The organism is Pirellulales bacterium, from assembly GCA_036499395.1.
In the GTDB taxonomy this organism is placed as follows: Bacteria; Planctomycetota; Planctomycetia; order Pirellulales; family JACPPG01; genus JACPPG01.
Map to the genome: position 1 here is coordinate 244,023 of DASYDW010000068.1, position 19,550 is coordinate 263,572.

Sequence of the window (19,550 nt, forward strand, 5' to 3'; positions counted from 1 at the left end):
TCGAGAATTCACGACGGCCCAGGCACGTTCGCGAGCAACGGCACTGCACGCGTTACCCGCCGCGTTTTTTTTTCTTGCTCTTGGGGATCTTGGCAATCTTGGCAACGATCCAGTCGGGGATCGGTATCGACCGTGGCGGAGCCTTGGCGTCGAGGCGGCAGCAGACCGTCGTAATCTGGCCCTGGGCGACGGGGCGTTTTCCGTGCAGAAAAGTAAATCCGTAGGTGATGCTCTTTTCCCCCTGGCGAATGATCTGCACTTCGACGTCGAGAATGTCCTCGAACTGCACGGCGCCACGGTAATCGCAACTGGCGCTGACGCGCGGCCAACTGATCGTTCCTTCTTCGTCATGCGTGATGACGCTTAAGCCCATGTGGCGCAGAAACTCGTGCTCGACCTGCTCCATGTAATTGAAGAAGGCCGAGAAATGCATGATGCCGGCGGCGTCGGTATCACGAAATTCGACGCGCCGCGTCGTCTGGAACGTCGGAGGCGCGGTTACGGGACTTTTGGTCGATCGGGTCACGGATGCATTGCCTTTTCAGAGACAGAAGTAGGCACCAGGCTGCGGTACAGGTCCAGCGTTCGCCGCGCCATGGTCTCGGCAGTATAACGATCGCGAATCGCCTGTTGTGCTGCCAAGCCCAAGTTCCTGGCACTGGCGGGATCGAGAATCAGTTGCCGCAGAGCGCGGGCCAGGGCCTGCGGATTTTCGGGCTCGTGCAGCAGTCCGCCCCCCGTATCGCGGATCAATTCCGGAAACGTACCGTGCTCCGGCAGCACCACCGGCACGGCATTGGCCCAGGCTTCGAGAATCGAGAGCCCCTTGCTTTCGCGATAGACAGTGGGGACGCTCATTGCATCCAATGAGGAAAGGAAATCGATCTTTCCCGCGCGGTTGAGCTCTCCCAAATATTGGAAACGATCGTGCAGCCCTGCCGATTGCAGCTTTTGCTGCAATGCCTGCAAATAGGGGCGGTCGGCCGCACCTAGATAGCCGGCGACCCGCAGCGAGATGGGAGGCAAATCCGAGTCTTTGGCCAGCAGCGTGAACGCATCGACCAGGTGATGCAGCCCTTTGTCATGGCAGATGCGGGCGAAGTAGCCAATCGTGAATTCCGGGCCGTCGGTGCGTCGCGGCTGTCCTCCGTGGCCGGCCAATTTCAGCCCGTGCGGAATGACGTGGATGCGTTCGCGCGGGATGCCGGCGTAGTCGACCATGAAATCGGCATAATACTGATTCAACGAGACAAACGCGGTTACATCGCTGACCCGTTCGCGCAGCGCGTCGCGCGCCTGTTGATAGTGTGGTGCCGCGAGCTTCTCGAGAAAAATATCTTCGCCCGAGAGGGTGCAGACGATCGGCACGTTCAATTTGCGGCGAATCTCGCGCGCCATGCCGACCAGCATCGAGTTCGAAAGATGAACGATATCGGGGCGAACATCATGGGCCAGCCAATGGACGATCTTTTCGACTTCCTTGCGCTGGTTTCCTTCTTCGCCGCGTAGCATCGAAACGGTAAGGTCGCCCAAATCTTCGGCGGCAGTGCTGATGCTGCGGCGGGCTAACCAGTCGATCAGCTTGGGGCGGTCCCACAGTTTGTCGAGCAGCCAGGGCGTGTGGCGAAACAGGGACCACTTTTGCTGCAGGTAGACGCTGATGCCGCCGAACATGACGCGCTTTTCGCTGACGTCCGCCTCGTCGGTGCGAATCGGCGTATAGGTTGGGACGAGCAGAATGTCTTCGCCCAGATCCAGGAGCGCAGCGGCCAGCGTATTGTCGTGCAGGCAACTGCCGCAATACATTCCCCCGGCGCCGGCGGCAAGATAGACGATTTTCATGGCGCGTTCGAAAGGCGACCTGCCCCCATTCGCTGCGACCGGCACCGTGACACGTGAGGGTGCGATACCGTGCTAGGTCGGGTCGGCCAGCGGCGTGACGATTTCCAAAAGCTCAACTGCCGGCTCCTCGTTGCACATGATCAGCGCCGTGCGGCCATAAGTGATTTCGCCCGGCGTCATATCGAACAATCGCGCCAATTCCTCGCCGGCCGTGACGCGCCACAGGCTGGCGAGATGCACGCGTCGCAACACGTTGTTCTGGATCAGTACGCGACCGAGCGGCGTATCTTCGGCCTCGATCTGCCGACGGACAATCGGTTCGAGGTACGCGAAGTTCACCCGCATGATGCCATATTGTACGACACCGCCATCGCTTTGGCGCGAGAGCAGGATCTTGCGGGCGTAATGCGACGGCGTAATCTGACGATCCAGCACCGTTACATCGACGGAACTTTTATGGAACCGTTCGACCGTCACCGTCATGTGCTCCTCGTGAGCGAGCAGCGAAGCAAAACGGAGCGGCATATCGCGGGCTTCGACACAGTCGAACGAGCCCAGAGTCGGCGGTGAGTCGTAGAACAGCGCGACCAGCGTCGCCAGATCCGGGGTCAGCGGTTGCGGGGCATCGGTTTCCAACACGGTTGCATCTCGGCGGGTGTTTCGGGGAAGGTCCGCATGGCAGGGGAGGGCGTTTGATGCGGGCAGGGGGGATGCGCTTCGGTTACGTGTATCGCACCCCTTGGTGTTCCGGCTCGAAGAATGGAGGCAATAGCGAGTCGACTCGCAGCAACCCTTCGCGCGTCAACTGGACGCGGTTCCCATTGATCGACAGCCAGCCTTCGTCGACGTAGTGCTGCCAGACTTGCTGCCAGTCCGAAAGAGCATCAACCCCGAACTTGTCGCGGAAGTAGTTGAAGTCGATCTTGCCCGTCTTCAATTGCAGAATCAATTCGCGCACTAGCAACTGGTGCTTCGTCGGCCTCAGGCCGCGTGAGACTGGCAATTCGCCTGCTTCGAGCGTCGACAGATAGCTTTCCCAGTCCGGCAGGTTCTGGTAATGCACGCCCGAGACGTGGCCGAAGCTGGCGACCCCGGTGGCCAGCAGGTCGCTGCCGCGCCACAAGTTGTCGCGGTAGCTGAAATTCACCTTCGAGGCATCGCGCACCATGGTGTAAGCGCTCGACACCGAGTAGCCGGCCGCGGAAAGTTGATCGAAGGCGTAATCGACCCAAGCCCGCTTGGTGGGCCAGTCGGCGACGGGGGTTTCGATCTTGTTGCCGAGAATGTCCTGCGAGTAAACCGTGTTGAACGGCAACTCCATTTGATAAATCGTGACGCTGTCCGGGGCCAGATCGATCGTGCGGCGAATGCAATCGTGCCAGTTGGCTTCGGTTTCGCCGACCATGCCCGAGATCAGGTCAATATTGGTGTTCGGAAAGCCAAGGGCTGTAATCCAATCCCAGGCCTTGTAGACTTCGCCCGATAGATGGGCCCGGCCGTTTTCTTCGAGCACGGCATCACTGAAATTCTCGATGCCCAGGCTGAGTCGCGTGATCCCCAGTTCCTTGAGCGTGGCAAGCTTTGGCTGCGAGAGCGTGCCGGGCTCGCATTCGAAGGTGACTTCCTCGGCCTGGTCCCAGTTGATGTTCGCACGCAAGCGGTCGACCAACGACGTTAGCTGCCGGGCACTTAAGAATGACGGCGTGCCACCGCCAAAGTAAACAAAGCGAAATGGTCGCTTTCCCATCACGGGTAGCCGGCTGACCAATTCGATTTCACGCGCTAGCGCCGCCACATAACGTTCGACTCCCTCAGCGTTCTTGTCGGTATAAACGCGGAAGTAGCAAAACTTGCAGCGTTTGCGGCAGAAGGGGATGTGCAAATACAGACCCAGCGGCACGTCGGCCGGCGGTGCGGCCAGTGCCGCGCGCACGTCGTCCACTGCTTCGGTCGTCCACTGCGAGAACGGGGGATAGTTGGCAATGAAATAGCTGCCAACCTCGGTTTTGACGGTTTCCGTGGACATAATCCTCGCCATGCTCGGGCCGACGGTTGCGGCCGCGACTAAGGTCTTTTGAAGATGTCGTCTGAGATGGCCCGGCCGCCCCCGGGACTCACCTGTTTGTTTTTAAGGCGCGTAATTTATTTGTCGGGAGGAGTGCCAAAGCAAAACACGTCGCCGGCGCCGCCTGCGACGACCATGCGGCCGGCCGCGACTGCCGGTGAGCCGACAAAGTCACCGCCCGCTTCATACTCCCATACTTTCTCACCCGAGGCCAGATTCAACCCATAGATCCGCCCGTCCCCGGCTCCGACGTAAACGCGATCTTTAACAATGACGGGGGAAGCGTCGACATTCCGGCGGGTGGGAAACGTCCACAGTTCGTCCCCGGAATCGGCCTTCAGGCCATGAATCATACGGTCGCGTCCGCCGATCGTCACAATGCCGCCGGAGACTGCAGGCGAAGACTGGTAGGGCGATTTCTTTTTTGGATGTTCGTAGACCCAGGACACTTTCGCTTCACGCCAGTTCACGCAGAAGACGCGCGCCCCCTGGGTTGCGAAATAGATCAGATCCCCCACGGCCGCCGGAGTGACGCCGGTGGGATCTTGAATGTCGACCTGCGAGACTCGCACGCCCGTCTCGACATTGATGATGTGCAGGATGCTATCGCAGCCGGCCAGGAAGACGCGATCTTCGACGATCGTCGGCGAGCATTGGATCATATTGTCGATCGAATACTTCCAGACTTCAGCGCCAGTTTTCGCATTCAACGAATAGAGGGCGCCGTTCTGAGAGCCGATCAGGACGTTGTCTTTGTAAAAGTTCGCGCCAGCGTTGATTTCCGCGTCGGTCGATAACGTCCACTTCTGTTCGCCACTACTGGCATCCAGGCAGACAAAGCGCCCTTCGGTGTCGCCGACGTAGACGAGGCCATCGCGTACGGCACCGGGGGCCCGAAAGCCAAGCTCGGAATGGAATTTCCATTTCTCATCGCCTGTTGCCAAGTCGAGTGCATAGAAATAACCATTCAGCTCACCCACATAGACGACACCCCCTTCGATGACGGGGGTCGATTCGAACATGCCGTCCTTGAACGATTTCTTCCATAGCAGCGCGGGATCGCCCGCGAGCGGACTCGCTGACACGCCGTTCGAGAGAGTGTTGCCGCGGAAGATGGGCCAATCGCTCTTCTCGTTGGCAGGTTCGTCCGCGACGGCAGCCGGTTCTTTCAATTCTTTTGCTGCTACTGCGACAGGAGCTTTTGAGGCGGGGGTATCGACGGCTTTATCGGCTTTTGGCGTTGCCGCTGGCCGCGTGCAGCCCAAGAACGCCAGAGCGACTAGAGCGACTGGAACGCAGCATGCACGGCGGCATTCCTGCATCGACTTCGTCTGCTGACAAGCGGCTTTCATAAGTCGATCCTCAGCGACGGTGCGTAGCCCATTTATGCGAATATCGAAATTTCGGCTAATAGGCGGCGCGATAAAGTTCAAGGAGGTCCGCCTCGGTCACGGTACGTGGGTTGAATCCACCGGTCCATTCGCGCGACGCGGCGGTTGCCAGGTCGCTCAGCTTTTCACGTTCGACACCGCAATCGGCCAATCGCGCGGCCAGGCCGGCCTTGGTGACCAGCGTCGTAATGGTCTCGGCCAGATCTTCGGCGATGGCGGCCGGCCGTGGTTTGCCGTTAGCCGGCACTGACTCGACCAGCTCGCGGTACCAACGGCTGACCTCGGCCGCGTTGAAGCGCACCACGTGCGGTAACATCAGGGCAATCGCCTGGCCGTGAGGCAGCTTGTAGCGCGCGGTCAGCGGATTCGCGAGTGCATGCGTTGCGCCGAGCATCGAGTTCTCGATCGCTAGCCCGGCAAAGCAGGCGCCCAGTTGCATGCCGCCGCGGGCTTCGAGGTCTTCGGGCACGTCTAGCACGCGCGCGAAGTTCGTGGACAACAATCGCCAGGCCTCGCGGCTGAAGGCCGTCGAAACGGGATTGCGCCGCTTCGTGACGTACGTCTCCAGGGCATGCGCTATGGCGTCGATGCCCGTGAGCGCTGTTACACGGCGCGGCTGTGTGACGGTCAATTCAGGATCCAGAAGCGCTACGCGGCAAGTGGCCTTCTTGTCGCCGCAGGCCATCTTGACGTGTGTCTTGGCGTCCGAGATCAAGGCGAACGATTGCGTTTCGCTCCCCGTGCCGGCCGTCGTGGGAACGGCGATCATGGGGAGCATTTCACGGGTCATCTTGCCCGTGCCCCAATAATCCTGCATGCGACCGCCGCCGGAATAAACGAAGTTGATTCCTTTGGCGCAATCCATCGAGCTGCCGCCCCCCAGGCCGATCAACAATTGCGGCTCGTAGCGCCGCGCGAGGGCCAGGCCAGCCTCGACATGGTCCGTGCTGGGGTTTTCTCCGACATCGCTAAAGAGTTGCGTCTCGATGCCGGCTTTTTCCAGGGCCGTGATGCCACGCGCGGCATGTCCCGCGGCCACGATGCCCGGATCGCTGACCAACAGTGCCCGCCGCGCGCCGAGTTCGCTCGCCAGTTCGCCCAGCGAATTCAAACGGCCAGCGCCGAAGATGATGCGCGTTCGCGGCTGGAAGTCAAAGGAGTCCATACGCGGGGACTAAACGAGGAATGTGGAGTGATGAATGACGAACGGCATCAGCGGGCGAAGTAACGTCAATGGCGGTTCGTCATTCGTTTCGATAGTCCGATAGCGGGTTGTGGCACGCCTCGATCGTCAGGCATGCGCGGCGGCCGTTTCACGCTCGACACGCTTCACGGCCTCGGGCACGAGCTGGTAGGCCCGGGCGCGGAACAGGAATTCGACGATGTTCCCTTCGTGCGGCTGGAGCCAATCCAGCTTGATGGTGGGGATCGGTCCGATATTCAGGCGGTCGATATGGACGGCGTCCGTCAATTGACGCTGGAAGTTGGCGTCCTCGGTAATCGCACTGCACACCAGGGTAGGCCCGATGGCTTCAATCATCTTCTCTTGCGGGCACTTTACGACGGTCGTGAACGGGAACATGTATTCTTTCTTGGCGATCGCCCGATCCGGCGAATCGCATTCGACCACGGTCGGACGCAGATAAGCGGCGCGACCTTGCTCGACCAGTCGTGGGCCAAACTTCTCGGTCGAGTGCTTCACGCCGGATTCGCGCAGGTCGACCTCGATGGCATTCCACACCGCGGGTGCGACGCCAGCGACGGTAAACGCGGCGAGCCCGGATTGCGGGTCTTCCGGAGGAAGGGGAGCGATTGGTCCGATGCGTTCGGCCAAGGCGGCGGCGATTTTCTCGGTGTGGCGGGATGCCCAGATACCCGAGCAGTTGATGCAGCCGCGACCGCTATTGAGGTAAACACTGTCGGCCATGACATCGATATACTTTTCCCAATCATCGACGCAATCATCGCCCAGTAGAATCTTGCTGAAGCCGGGGCCGTGTGCCTGGACTCGCGGGTCTCCCTTGTATCGTTCGACGGTCGCCGTGCCGCCGAAGATCATGCTGCGCGAGCAATTCGCGAGCACCGCGGCACCTACATCACCACCGCCGGGGTAAATCGAGATCGCCTCGCGCGGCACGCCCGCTTCGGCGAATGCCGCGGCCATACGATAGGGGGTCCACGGTTCCTGCGGACCTGGCTTCAGCACCAGTCCGACTTGCATGGGGATGACCGGCATCCACAGCGTATGTACGCCCGGCGAGTTCGACGGCAATACGAGCCCTACGGCCGGCGCCTGAGCTTGATAACTTACGATGACGCCGCGCCCTTCGACGCCGTAGCCTCGCGACAAAATCGACAAATCGAGCCCGCGCGTCAGCGCATCGAGCATTCGATCCATATTCGATAGCACGAAATAATTCTTCTGCATGTTGCCGCTGCACATGTGCTCGGGCAAACCAGTCGAGGCGCTTTGCTGGCGGGCGAATTCCTGGGGACTTTGCTGTCCGTCCCCCATCGGCAAGGTGGCGTTGAGATAAAGGTCAGCTGCCTTCTTCACGCGCGAAATCAATTCTTCGGGAGATAGCTCGCGCAGCACGTCGCGGGCTCGCTGCGCAAAGCGCATGTCGCGTTGCAGCAAGCCGCCGTTGGCCTGGCTAACCTTGGCGATCGGTTCGGCTGTGAGGAAGTGTTTGACCTCGTCGATCTCAAGCGAGTCGTACGGCTTTCCCCAGCGCAGAATGGGCAGGTTCAACACGTCACAAGTCTCCGTGGGCGGGCGTTGGTGGTTCGCTTTGGCTCAGGCTTCAACGATACCTGAGATCCTGAGATTACTTATAACGACCTATATTTCTGATCGGTGGCGAATGGCAGTCGAATCATTGCAATCGACAGCGTAGGGTCAATACACGCCGACCGTCGTAGCTTCGGCCAGTTCATGGAAGGGGCGGACGCCGCTGACGCCGTCCCAGGGGTATTTCTCGTATGGTGCCTCGCGTTCCCCTTCGTCACGTTCGAGGAAGCCCGGCACGAAAAATTCCTTGGTTAGTGTGGTCAGCTTGACGCGACCCGTCTGGCCGTAACCGACTACCTGGTTCGAATCTTTGAAATCCACGACTTCGGCCACGGCCCGCGGCTGCGGGGCGTAATAGCTGATCTTGTAGCCGTCGGCGGCGGTAACCGGCTTCGAGCAAGCCAGCCCCATCAACGTATTGCCGTAGGTGGGGGTCATGTAGACGCCTTCGAGGAATTCCTCGGTGGCGAAACGGGTCCATTGCGGCGTGAACTCGGTGCCGCCGGAGAAAATGCCCGTGATTCCTGCCTTGTGGATACTGGAGCCACGTTTTTCCAACGCGTTCGCCAGCGACTCGAGCAGCTTGGGCGTGGTGAACATGCAACGAATGTCATGTCCTGCGCCAAGGATCGAAATCGCCTGGTCGATGCAGTGCTCTTTGTACGCTTCCAGGTGTTCCATCCAGCCCTTTTTAATGAGCTTGATGACCCACCGCGGATCAAGGTCGATGCAGAACGAGATGCCGCCGCGATGTTGCGCCAGATGTTCGACGGCCAATCGCAAGCGTCGCGGGCCCGAGGGGCCGAGCATGAGCCAATTCGATCCCTTGGGAAAGTACTCGTCGGGCAACGTGTCGCTGAACAACGAGTAGTCGGTGCGGAAATCGTCGACCGCGATACGGCTCTTGGGGATGCCCGTGGTGCCACCCGTTTCGAAGACGTAAATCGGGCGATCGGCAAACGCCTTCGGCACCCAGCGACGTACCGGACCGCCGCGCAGCCATTCGTCTTGAAAGGGTTCGAACTTCGACAGATCGGCGAACGTTTTGATCTCTTTCAGCGGATCGAATTTCAACGTCTTGGCATATTCGAGCCAGAACGGGCAGCCGGTCGATTCGTGGAAGTGCCACTGAACGATCTCGTGCGTGTGTGCATCGAGTTTATCGTGGGCCGCTTTCACGGCTGCCGGCGTAGCGGTGCTGTTGGCCGATTCGGTAACGCTCATTCTCGACTCCAGCGGGAACTGTTGGGGGCATGCATCAGGCGGGGCAGGGAAGGGGGGGCGCGAGCACAAGGCCGGCCGGTGACCCTCGAATCAGTAACCCATAGTTGTAACTTCTGACGGACCTGCTTGCCAGCAGACGGGGGGCCACGCGGGTGGGGGAAAGATTGCCGGATAATGCGCCGCGACTGGGGTGCCAGTGACTCCCATCGCGCGATGGTTCCCCAAAATGACTAGGCGAGGCTCACGTACTTGATTCGGCGCGCGTGCCGGCCACGCGCCGCAATCCCAACTCGACATTCGACCACAACTCGCTGTACATGCCGGCATAGAAGTGGTCGGCGCCGGCTACGATCATCATTTGTCGGCGCTGGCCGCCGGGCAGATTGGCAATCGCGTCCGGCATGCCGCGGAAAGCGGCGCTGGTGGGAAGCTCGGCCGTGCCATACGTCATCACCAGCGGACAGCCGACGCGCGGAATGAGTTTGAGGATGTCATAGCGCTCCTCAGGGCCGTACTTGTCGAGATAGCCCTCGGCCGAGATGGCATAGGCCAGTGGAAAGAGGATCTCGATCAACTCGCGCGAGCGACCATGCCGTACCAGATCATGAGCGCGGCCATAGTCGCGCAGGAACTCCTCGGCGCGCGAATCTTCGAGGAAGCCAGAGTACGACAATCGTGGAGGCGAGATGGCGACGATCCAAGCCACGTCCGGCTCGGGGCGATGAACTTGCGAGTAAATTGCCTTCACGGCGCCTAGGCTATGCCCCAGGATTGCCGGCCGGCGATAACCACGGTCGCGCAGAAGCGCCAGCCAGGCCGTTACGTCGTGGCAGCAGGCGTCGATGATTTCGTAGGCAGCGCCTTGCAACCGGCGTCCAATCGGCGCGTTGGTCGAACTGATGCCGTCATGGCCCCGCGTGTTTGCGGCCAGCGCCGCCGTGCCTGCGGTGACGAAGGCCGACGTCAGGCTGGCCATCATGTTCGAGGCGTAGAAATTGCTGCCCGTCCCGTGCAGACAAAGCACGACGTCGGCGCCCAGTGACGGCGAAACGTCTGCGGCCGGAGTGCGCAGGGCGCCGTCGAGCCGTAGACCATCTTCGGTCGAGACATTAAGCAGATCGACGATCACGCGCAAGCTCCTGCGATTTATCGCCGTGCCGACCGGCACAGACGCCGCTCAACCGGACTGCGCTGATGATACATCGTTGCCTGGCGCGGCGGGAGCGAGCGCGCAACGGCAGCACGAAGTATCTCGATTGGTCGAGAACGAGCCGGCCCGGCTTGCGAATGTCTAGTATTACGACCCGGTCTGGCCGGGCTGTTGCGCTCCGGCGCTTCCCAATTGGGCCAGCACCTGTAACACGCCGTTCAGATGAGCCAACCGCGGGCCGAAACGATCGACGAACTCGGTGAGCATGAACTCGCCGTCCGCCAATGCCTCGGAATTCTCGTTCACCTCGGCCGTCAAGACATTCAAAAACTCGGTTTGCACGCGGCAGAGCGCTTCGGCCGCACTGCGGCAATCGCGCGCCAAGGAGGGATTGGCATCCTTCCACTGCGTCAATTCCTGCGTGCGCTGGCGTTGCGCGGCGCCGAATTGGTTGACGGCGGTGCCAACCTGGGAAACCAGCTCTTCCAGTAGCTCGTTCTGCCGGTCTTGCGCAGCCACCAGGTCGCGCAGCAAACGAGTTTGTTCGTTTTCCGTGCGATCTTGGACAGGGGCGCTGGAGAGGGTACCGGCCGAGATTTCGACTTGAGTGAAGAGCGGGGGAGTTGGCTGACGGTCTTGCATCAATTAGGCCTTTCTCGACATTCGCTGGGAACTGCGTCCAGTATAAGCAGTTCGGGGGGAGAAAGTCGAGCATTTTGGCAGAGCTTGCGCTCGAGCCAGTTCATAAACGTGATACCCCCTAGAGTCATTAGTGCTCATGATGACAAGCACTTGCGCCACGGCCGCGAGTGCAGTCAGTGTTCATCCGCACCCTGGTCTGAGCGAGAGAGGGTCTGCCTGGGCGCGGAGAGGACAATCAAGTTGGGTCGAAAGCTAACCCGATACACCTGAAAGGACGTCCCCGCGGGCCCGCTACTGAATCGCTGGCACAAAAGCCGCCGCGATCACGTCCAATCGACTCGATGCTTTGCCGCTTCGGCCCCGTCCCGCATTCCCACCGCACGACGCTCGATGATGACAGAAGTGCATGGCGAGCAGCCGCTCGCGCTTGGCTTTTTGACCGTGGTCGATCAGCCGTCGCAAGGACTGATCGGCGGCTACCTGCTGTTGAATGCGCACGCCCGGCCGCTCGAGTTTCATTGCACGGTGCCGGTGCGCGCGAATCGCGCCCAAGAAATCCTGTACGGAACAACGCTCGAGCCGTATTTATACGGTGAGCAGATCGGATCGACGTTGATTAAGACGTCGGGGCTACGGCCGGCTGCAGTGTTTACGGATTTGCCGCCGGCGCTGGCCGCTGCCGAGCACATTGCGGCGCCGCTGTGGCTGGTCATGCCGCCGGACGACGCCGCTCAGGCGAAGAGCGCCGACGACGGAAATCGAAGCAGCATTTCGTCCAGCGCGCAATCTCCGGATCGCGTCGACCGAGCACATCGACAACCGGCCGACTTGGCAATGTCGCGCTGGGGGCGTAACTGTTTGGCGCGGCGCGCCGGTCAGACGGGCGCGCGCGACGGAGGCGATTCCACCGAGTCCGACGACGAGCGGTTGGCGCAGTGGGCGGGGGCGCTCGATTTATTCGAGCCATTTGAGCGAATTCGGGCGGCGATCCAGGAATCGCAGCGGGGCTGGAGATGAGCGCCACGATCGGCAGTTCTTGGCTCGCCACAGCTGATTTAGCGCCGCAAGTGTGGTCGGTTTCGCTGGGCGACGCGCTGGACGGAACCGCGCGAAGTATCGATCTTCCGTCGACCGGCCAGGGGGGCGCCGTACCTCGCCCGTTCGCGCGGTTCGAAGCCACGGCACTTGCCGGTGGACCGTCGATCACGTCAACGGATTTTCGCGCGCCGCGGATCGCCGTGAAGAGCCACTTTTTTACGACTGCGGCATATACGAATCGCGAGAAGCCGGCCGAGGAACAGCCGCCGGCGTCGCCGCAAATTCAAACGCCCGCTCGTTCACGGCGCTATACGCGCGTTGCGCCCCCTGAGGATGTGGTAGGCCTGACGGACCGACTATCGATGCTGCTCGAGCCACCGCTCGAATTGCTCTTGGACGGATCGAGCCTGGAATTTCCTGCCGAGCCATTTCCGTTTCAGTTGCAGGGAGTGGCGTTTCTGTATCCGCGGCAAGCAGCGCTTTTGGCCGATGAAATGGGGCTCGGCAAAACGATGCAGGCGATCACCGCGGTGCGCCTGTTGATGCATACGCGCGAGGCACGTCGCGTGCTGTTGGTTTGTCCCAAGCCTCTGGTGACGAACTGGCAACGCGAGTTCGGTCGATGGGCTCCTGAGTTGCCGTTGTTGACTGTCGAAGGGGATCGCGCCCGTCGCACTTGGCAGTGGCGCCAGGCCGACGCGCCGCTTGTGATTGCGAACTACGAGATTCTCAGACGCGACGCGGACGTGGTAACCGATCCGGCGCTGCACTTCGACCTGATGGTGCTGGATGAGTCGCAGCGGATCAAGAATCGTTCGGGCAGCACGTCGCAGGTGGTGCGCGCCATTTCGCGGTCGCGCAGTTGGGCGCTGACCGGCACGCCTGTCGAGAATAGCCCGGAAGACCTGGTCGGCATTTTCGATTTTCTCCGACCGGGACATTTGAACCCCGGCATGAAGCCGCGGCGGATGGGCAGGCTGGCGGGCGATTACATTTTGCGGCGGACGAAAAGCGAAGTCTTGAAGGACATGCCTCCCAAGATGTTCCGCGATGCTGACGTGCCGTTGAGTACCGAGCAGCGCGAAACTTACCGGCTGGCGGAAGAAGAGGGCGTGTTACGCCTAACCGAGATGGGCGAGGCTGCGACGATTCAGCACGTGTTCGAACTGGTGTTGCGGCTGAAGCAGATTTGCAACTTCGATCCGGCCACCGGCGAAAGCGCGAAACTCGAACGCCTGGTGGTGGATCTGGAAGAAGTCGCCGCCAGCGGTCAGAAGGCGCTCGTATTCAGTCAGTGGGTCGATACATTGACGAACTTGAAGAAACGCCTGGCGCGCTTTAAGCCCCTCGAATATCACGGCAGCATCCCGGCCCATCGTCGAGACGATATCCTCACCGAGTTCCGGAACGATCCGCGACGGAACGTGCTGTTGATGAGCTACGGGGCAGGGGGGGTAGGGCTGAACTTGCAGTTCGCCAGTTATGTGTTTCTGTTCGACCGCTGGTGGAATCCCGCGGTCGAGGATCAGGCGATCAATCGCGCGCATCGCATTGGCGCGGCAGGACCCGTGACGGTGACCAGGTTTCTCACGCCTGGCACCATTGAGGAGCGGATCGAACGCATCCTGCGCGACAAGCGCGAAGTGTTTGATGCCATATTTACGGACGCCGTGATGCCGCGCCTGGGGCTGTCGCAAGAGGATATCTTTGGCCTGTTTCGGCTGAAACGTCCGGCCGCCGCCGGCGAAGTCGCCGTTGGCGAGGTCGTGGCCGTGGCGTCGTAGTAGACGTTTATTCTGCCATCTCGGCCGTAGCGGCCATGATGACCGGCGCCGTGGCGTCGTCCCCCTTGATGAATTCGATGTGCTCGATTTCCACGCGCCGCGCCGGTTCGATCACGATGTATCGCACCTGCTGATCGCGCAGCCGAGCGGCGAATTTCGAGCCGGGTACGTCCACCTGGCGCATGTAGTCGGCGAAGTGCTCGCCATTGAGAAGTGGATGATCTTCGATCTGCTTGTCCGCATAGACCAGTCGTACGATCATGGTCAGCGAGCCCTTTTGACCCAGCGGATAGCCCCAACCCGAGATACCGCTGAGCAAATGGATCGCCTTGGCCGGGGCGTTGCACGGCACGCTCACCGACTTCGGCATTTGCGGCGGAAATGTTCCCTGCGGGCTGTACAGCACGACCACGTTGCGAATGCGATCTTCGAGTGGATCGATCGGATAAAACGGCACGCCGCACAGCGTGCGCGGTTTCCAATCCGAGAAGATCAATCGTTCGGCCGTCGAGGCGTGATCGTAGAACATGCCGATCGTGCTTACGGCGGTGGCGACCTTGTCGAGCGGCAGCGGGAAATATCGCCCGCGAGCGGCGAGAAATTCCAGCAAATTGACCAGGTCCTCAGGCGGCAGCTTCTCAAAACCCTCGGGCATGAGCGATAGTTTCGAGCCGGACATCTCGTCGATGTCTTCGCGCAGGATGACCTGCTTTCGGGCTTCGGCGTCAAGCAGTTCGATCGTCGTGCGTGTCTCGGAGGCGAGCAAACCGGCCAGGATCCGACCGTCGGTCGTAGTCACCGTGTATTGCTGAAAATTGCCTTCGACCGATCGATTGGGATCAAGCACGTCGGAAAGGATGTCGGCGCGCTTCCTGGCTGCCATGCCGGTCAGGTCCGGTCCGACGTTGCCCCCGGCGCCGCCATGCCGATGGCATTTCGCGCAGTTCTTCTCGAACACCAGCTTGCCTGCCGCCGCGTCGCCGTGTTTGTCGGCCAAAGGTCGCAACTGTTCGAAAACTTTTTGTCGATCGGGATTTGTCGTTCGCCCGCCTTGGGCCAGCACCTTGGCCGCCTGCTCGCGCAGGACGCTGTCGGGATGTTGGGCCAGTCGCTGTTCGACTTCGACCGTTAGATTCGCTAGCGGTATCGCCCCTGATTCGAGCGACGCCAATAACTCGCGCGTCCATTCCGGGCGACGTAGCAAGACTAAGGCTGCCTTGGTTTGGGATGCGGGAGTGAATCGGCTCCAGCCTCGAACGATTGCCGTGCCGACTTCGGCAGCGGTGCTCTGACCGAGCGATTCCAGAATCGAGGCGGCCAAGTCGGGTGGCGTACGGGCGTTGATAATCTCAATGACCTGTACCGAGTTCTTTCCCTCGGCGTCTAGGGCGAGCGCGCCTTGAACGGCTTTGAGGCGATCGTCGTCAGGCTTGGCTTCGTCACGAGCCTCGTCGAACAGGGCTGCCTGCATCTCTTGTGCTACGGCTTGCAAGCCTTCGTCTGCGCGCCAGCGTTTCGCGAGGGTAATGACCGGCAAACCCGGCGATCCCGGCAGATGCCGTAAAAGCGCAATGAGCGAGTCTTCCAATTCCTTATTAACCGGTAGCGGCGCGTCGGCGGGCCAGCCGGCCGCCAGACCTGCCACCACGGCCTCGGCAATTGGCCGATCGGTGTCACGGAGTTGGTAAATCAAATTTAATGCCGTGGCACCGGGGCGGCCGCGGGCAAAATGTTCCGCGACCGTGCGGGTTGCATTGAGCAGCGACTTCGAAGCCGACGCGACAGATTCACCACGAACGACCGCATCGAGAAATGCTGCGTCGTTGCGGGCCGCGGCACTCGTGGCCGCCAGCGGTAGCCAGCGGTCGGTTTCGACCGAGGGATCGTTAAGTACTTCGATCAAAGCCGGGGCCACGGCTGGTGTCGGCGGCATCTCGCTCAGTGCCAAGAGGGCATCGAGACGTAGTTGATCGTTCGAATCGTGCAGGCAACCGGCGTCGAGGATCGCTGCGTTCGAGGCGCCGCTGCGCGGTAACAGCTTAAGCGTGGCTCTGCGTAGTGCTGGATCGGTGCTTTTGAGGGAACTGAGCGCCGACGGCCCCATCAAGTCAGGCTCCGTCGCGATGGCACCGGAGTCGCGAAGTCCAGCCAGCGTCCAAAGCGCGTGCAGCGCCGAGGGCTTGCCGGCTTCTTTTGTGACGAGATCAACCAACTGCGGAACGACGTCCGCACGGCCGCGCTCGACCAGCAAGCGTTGCGCATGCAGCCGCCACAGCATGTTGTCGTTGCCGAGCGCGGCGAGCAGGGCAGGGGAGTCGTCACGGTTGAGCCGTGGTAGTTCGCCCGCAGTTCCCGCGTTCGCCACAACTCGGTACACGCGGCCATGCGTCCGATCGCGCAGCGGTGTTTGATAGGCGTTTCCGGGCCCGGTTTCGAAGCCGTGCGGCGTAGGGTTGTGCTGCACGACGTAGTTGTACCAATCGAGAACCCAGACCGATCCGTCCGGTCCGACTTGCGCGGCAATCGGCGCGCACCAGGGGTCAGTGCTGGCCAGCAAGTTGTAGCCGTCGCGTGCGACGAAGCTGCTGCCTTGTGGTACAAGCCAGTCGAGATGCACCAGATGGCCTGTCGGCTCGCACACCAGGGCAGCGCGATTCCAATACTTACGCGGGAAGGCGCGGGCCGTGTACAACTCGTGGCCCGTGGCAGCCGTAAAAGCGCCGTGCCAGTCCATCTGTCGCACGTCGCCGGGAATGGGGTGATAGTGCTTGTGATCTTCGATGCCGGCGCTTCCAGCGCCATGCCAACCGCGAACGCTCTCGAAGTAACGGTTCGGGATGGCCAGATAGACGCTGTGCTCGTTGTTTGCCGTCGAAGCAAAGACGTCTCCCGCTTCGGATATGCCCAATCCCCAGGTGTTGTTGCTGGTCGAGGAAAGTACCTCGAAGCGGCTGCCGTCAGGACGAAAGCGATAGATCGATTGCTTGAAGCTTTGTTCGACGTCACCGGCTTTGGCCGTGCCGCCACTGTAGCCAACCGTAGCGTAAATCCAGTTGTCCAGCCCGTAGTGCAGGTTCGAGGTGACCGCGTGTGTGTCGCGACGGCCAAAGCCCGTCAGCAGGATGGTCCGCCGGTCCGCGCGGCCATCGTGATCGGTATCCTCGAGATAAAGAATGTGGGGCGCGACGGCCACGATCGCCCCGTTGCCGTAGGGCAGGACGCTGGTAGGAATGTTCAGGTGATCGGCGAAGACGGTGAACTTATCGGCCTTACCATCGCCGTCGGTGTCCTCGCAGATTTTGATGCGATCTTCACCGTTCTGGTGGGGATCATCTCGCAAGGTGTTGGGATAATCCGTGCTTTCGATGATCCACAGCCGCCCCTGTGCGTCGAACGACATGGCCAGCGGTTTGGTAATGTCGGGCTCGGCGCCAAAGAGTTCGACGTTTAGTCCCTCGGGCGTGTGGAAGTGCCGCATCGACTCTGCCGGTGCGAGCGGTTTGGGGATTCGTTTCAAACGGTCCCCTTCGGTTCCCCATTTCTCGCCAGCGATATAGTTGGGCAAGCCCTCGCCCGCATCCGTGTATTCGGGCGGCGGAAGGTTGTCATTCGTTCGACCAGTCGTCCAGAGCAAGGCCGACTGCAGCAGTTGTTGGAATTCCGGCACGCGCCAGGTGCGCTCGTCGTGGCCGAGCGCCGTGTACAGGACGCGTCCTTTGCCCTGCTCGCGAACCCAGGTGTAGGGTTCGTAGCCGCCGTCGTGCTCGCGCACCATCAGCAGCAGCCGATCGTTGGTCAGTTCGTTATGGACGTAGGTCTCGTCCCAACTCTCGAAGCTGGCGACGCCCCGCAGCGCAGGATGTTGCGCGTCGATGATTCTGGCGCGAAAGTCGCCCGTCCCGTGATGAGCGAAGCGGCCGCCGACGAGTGCAGTATATTTCGGGCTGTTGCGAAAGCAGTGGGACGCGCAATGCACGGCCACGAGTCCTTTGCCGTTTTCGATGAAGGCGAGCAGGGCCGTTTCATTGTCCGCGGGCAGGTCGCCGCTATCGCGAAAGATCAGCAGGCCATCGTATTTGGCGAGATTGTCGCCGTTCAAAGCATTCGCATCGGTAGTGAACGTCAGATCGATCCCTTGCTTGGCGAAGGTGTCCGTGACGAGGTTGTGCATCACGGCCGGACGATGATGCCCCTGATCGCCTAAGAACAACACCGACAGACGCTGCTCAACGGCAATCGCTGGTGTGGCGACGAAGAAACTCGCTATCGCGGCCAGAAAGCAGCATCGCAACAAAACTCGACCGGGCGACGGCATAACAGCTTTCAGGGATTGAAAAGGGGAGGGCAGGGGGGCGACGCGCATGGCCGGAAAGACAATAGGCAGGATAAATCGCCAGCGAGGGAATTGCCACCAGTCGATTGCGTCCTGCTGGGATGAGACGCGCCGTCTTACCGCGTGTGTAGCGCCGCTCGCCGGCAGGAGAAGAACTGGATCGGCAGCATGCTGCGCCCCTCGAGCGCCAAATCTGCCAGCGCTTCGCCGAGAACCGGCGCGAATTTGAAGCCGTGTCCGGACAGTCCTGCCACGAAGCAAACGCGATCCTGTTCGGGATGGCGGTCGACGATGAAGTGCTCGTCGACACTCATCGTGTACATACAAACGACGTGATTCGTGCGCGTGCGCGAAACGCCGGGCAAATAATCGCGAATAAAGGACTCCAAGCGCGCCTGATCGTCGGCGTGTACATTTCGATCAACCGCCGCGGGATCGAGAACGGTGTCGCCGCCACTATGCTCGGCGATCTTCAGTTCGCCGCGCTCGAGTTCCGGAAAGCCGTAGAAGACTCCGGCCGAGGTTTCGAAGAGAAACGCGGGGCAACCATCGCTCGCGCGATACGCCGGCGAGCGGGTTGCAAACCAAAACAACGGTTTCCGTCGCACGACTAGCGAGATGCCGAGATCGGAAAGCCAGCGGCTAGCCCAGGGGCCGGCCGCGATCACCAGGCGATGGGCCGCGTATTTTTGCTGCGCGGTTTCGACCGTGACACCGTCCGGGCCGACTTGCACAGCCAGCGCGGCTTCGCCGGTGATTAGCCGGGCGCCGTGGGCTTGCGCGTCTTCCAGGTGCGCGGTGACGCATTGCTCGACGGCGAGCACCCCGGCCTGCGGTTCGTAGATGCCCTGGAAATGTTGCGGCACAACAAAACCGGGCCAGTGCTGTTGGATGTCGTCGGGCTTTAATGACTCGATCGGCAAATTATGCCGCTGCGCGCTGGCCAACGTACCTTCGACCACGGGGCCGTCGGCTGGGCCGGCTTGCAAGAGCCCCGTGCGCCGAAAAAGTTGCACGCCGCGGCGTGCGCTCAATTCATCCCACAGATCGTACGCCCGCCGCACGAGAGGCACATAATCGGGATGCTCGTAGTACGCCTGACGGATGAGTCGCGTCTGTCCGTGGGAACTACCCTGATCGTGTGCGGGGGGAAACTGATCCAGGCCCAGCACGCTAGCGCCGCGCCGGGCCAAGGCAGAAAGCGCGGCACTACCGATGCCGCCGGTGCCTAACACGATGACGTCCAGTGGTGCCATGCGACGCGTGAATTCAAGCGCGGCCGCGAGCAAC

The 19,550-nt window shown here is 61.1% G+C and carries 14 protein-coding genes; 2 read left to right on the forward strand and 12 right to left on the reverse strand.

Translation table 11 applies throughout. The annotated features are described in order from the left end of the window. Positions 1-52: 52 nt before the first annotated feature. The 10 genes from VGN12_13655 to VGN12_13700 form a co-directional block, all read right to left on the reverse strand. Positions 53-526, reverse strand: a complete 474-nt coding sequence (locus VGN12_13655; GenBank protein ID HEY4310491.1) for a thioesterase family protein — start codon at positions 524-526, stop codon at positions 53-55. Beyond that, the gene (locus VGN12_13660) at positions 523-1,842 is read right to left on the reverse strand and encodes a glycosyltransferase family 4 protein (protein ID HEY4310492.1); all 1,320 of its coding nucleotides are present in this window, start codon (positions 1,840-1,842) and stop codon (positions 523-525) included. Before VGN12_13660 ends, VGN12_13655 begins: the two co-directional genes overlap by 4 nt. 72 nt (positions 1,843-1,914) lie before the next feature. Next, positions 1,915-2,481 (reverse strand): hypothetical protein, encoded by a 567-nt coding sequence (locus tag VGN12_13665; protein ID HEY4310493.1) that lies wholly within the window; start codon positions 2,479-2,481, stop codon positions 1,915-1,917. An 82-nt stretch (positions 2,482-2,563) separates the two neighbouring features. Continuing rightward, positions 2,564-3,868, reverse strand: a complete 1,305-nt coding sequence (locus VGN12_13670) for a coproporphyrinogen-III oxidase family protein (GenBank protein HEY4310494.1) — start codon at positions 3,866-3,868, stop codon at positions 2,564-2,566. A gap of 116 nt (positions 3,869-3,984) precedes the next feature. Further along, positions 3,985-5,079, reverse strand: a complete 1,095-nt coding sequence (locus tag VGN12_13675; GenBank protein ID HEY4310495.1) for a PQQ-binding-like beta-propeller repeat protein — start codon at positions 5,077-5,079, stop codon at positions 3,985-3,987. 235 nt (positions 5,080-5,314) lie between these two features. Then, complete coding sequence (locus VGN12_13680; protein HEY4310496.1) at positions 5,315-6,463, reverse strand: iron-containing alcohol dehydrogenase; 1,149 nt, start codon at positions 6,461-6,463, stop codon at positions 5,315-5,317. Positions 6,464-6,589: 126 nt separating this feature from the next. Further along, on the reverse strand, positions 6,590-8,053 hold the full coding sequence (locus VGN12_13685; protein HEY4310497.1) for an aldehyde dehydrogenase family protein: 1,464 nt from the start codon (positions 8,051-8,053) through the stop codon (positions 6,590-6,592). A 144-nt stretch (positions 8,054-8,197) separates the two neighbouring features. Beyond that, a complete protein-coding gene (locus VGN12_13690) occupies positions 8,198-9,313 on the reverse strand; it encodes a hypothetical protein (GenBank protein HEY4310498.1) in 1,116 nt (371 codons plus the stop codon). 241 nt (positions 9,314-9,554) lie between these two features. Then, positions 9,555-10,442, reverse strand: coding sequence for an alpha/beta fold hydrolase (locus VGN12_13695; protein HEY4310499.1), 888 nt, complete (start codon positions 10,440-10,442; stop codon positions 9,555-9,557). Positions 10,443-10,610: 168 nt separating this feature from the next. Further along, the gene (locus VGN12_13700; GenBank protein ID HEY4310500.1) at positions 10,611-11,105 is read right to left on the reverse strand and encodes a hypothetical protein; all 495 of its coding nucleotides are present in this window, start codon (positions 11,103-11,105) and stop codon (positions 10,611-10,613) included. Between the two features lie 390 nt (positions 11,106-11,495). Between VGN12_13700 and VGN12_13705 the strand changes: the two genes are divergently transcribed. Next, positions 11,496-12,122 carry a hypothetical protein gene (locus VGN12_13705; protein ID HEY4310501.1) on the forward strand — a complete coding sequence of 209 codons (627 nt, stop codon included), beginning with the start codon at positions 11,496-11,498 and terminating at the stop codon, positions 12,120-12,122. After that, positions 12,119-13,927, forward strand: a complete 1,809-nt coding sequence (locus VGN12_13710) for a DEAD/DEAH box helicase (protein HEY4310502.1) — start codon at positions 12,119-12,121, stop codon at positions 13,925-13,927. The genes VGN12_13705 and VGN12_13710 overlap by 4 nt, the downstream gene beginning before the upstream one ends. Before the next feature lie 7 nt (positions 13,928-13,934). Here VGN12_13710 and VGN12_13715 read toward each other — a convergent pair whose 3' ends face one another. Together VGN12_13715 and solA are read right to left on the reverse strand one after the other, a co-directional pair. After that, a complete protein-coding gene (locus tag VGN12_13715; GenBank protein ID HEY4310503.1) occupies positions 13,935-18,218 on the reverse strand; it encodes a PVC-type heme-binding CxxCH protein in 4,284 nt (1,427 codons plus the stop codon). 158 nt (positions 18,219-18,376) lie between these two features. Further along, positions 18,377-19,516, reverse strand: coding sequence for an N-methyl-L-tryptophan oxidase (gene solA / locus VGN12_13720; GenBank protein ID HEY4310504.1), 1,140 nt, complete (start codon positions 19,514-19,516; stop codon positions 18,377-18,379). Between the last annotated feature and the right edge of the window lie 34 nt (positions 19,517-19,550).

Bases quoted from the DNA above. Each gene is read 5' to 3' on its own strand.
- VGN12_13660 (HEY4310492.1), bottom strand. From the start codon at position 1,842: ATGAAAATCGTCTATCTTGCCGCCGGCGCCGGGGGAATGTATTGCGGC.
- VGN12_13670 (HEY4310494.1), bottom strand. From the start codon at position 3,868: ATGTCCACGGAAACCGTCAAAACCGAGGTTGGCAGCTATTTCATTGCC.
- VGN12_13680 (HEY4310496.1), bottom strand. From the start codon at position 6,463: ATGGACTCCTTTGACTTCCAGCCGCGAACGCGCATCATCTTCGGCGCT.
- VGN12_13690 (HEY4310498.1), bottom strand. From the start codon at position 9,313: ATGAGCGTTACCGAATCGGCCAACAGCACCGCTACGCCGGCAGCCGTG.
- VGN12_13700 (HEY4310500.1), bottom strand. From the start codon at position 11,105: ATGCAAGACCGTCAGCCAACTCCCCCGCTCTTCACTCAAGTCGAAATC.
- VGN12_13705 (HEY4310501.1), top strand. From the start codon at position 11,496: ATGATGACAGAAGTGCATGGCGAGCAGCCGCTCGCGCTTGGCTTTTTG.
- VGN12_13710 (HEY4310502.1), top strand. From the start codon at position 12,119: ATGAGCGCCACGATCGGCAGTTCTTGGCTCGCCACAGCTGATTTAGCG.
- solA (HEY4310504.1), bottom strand. From the start codon at position 19,516: ATGGCACCACTGGACGTCATCGTGTTAGGCACCGGCGGCATCGGTAGT.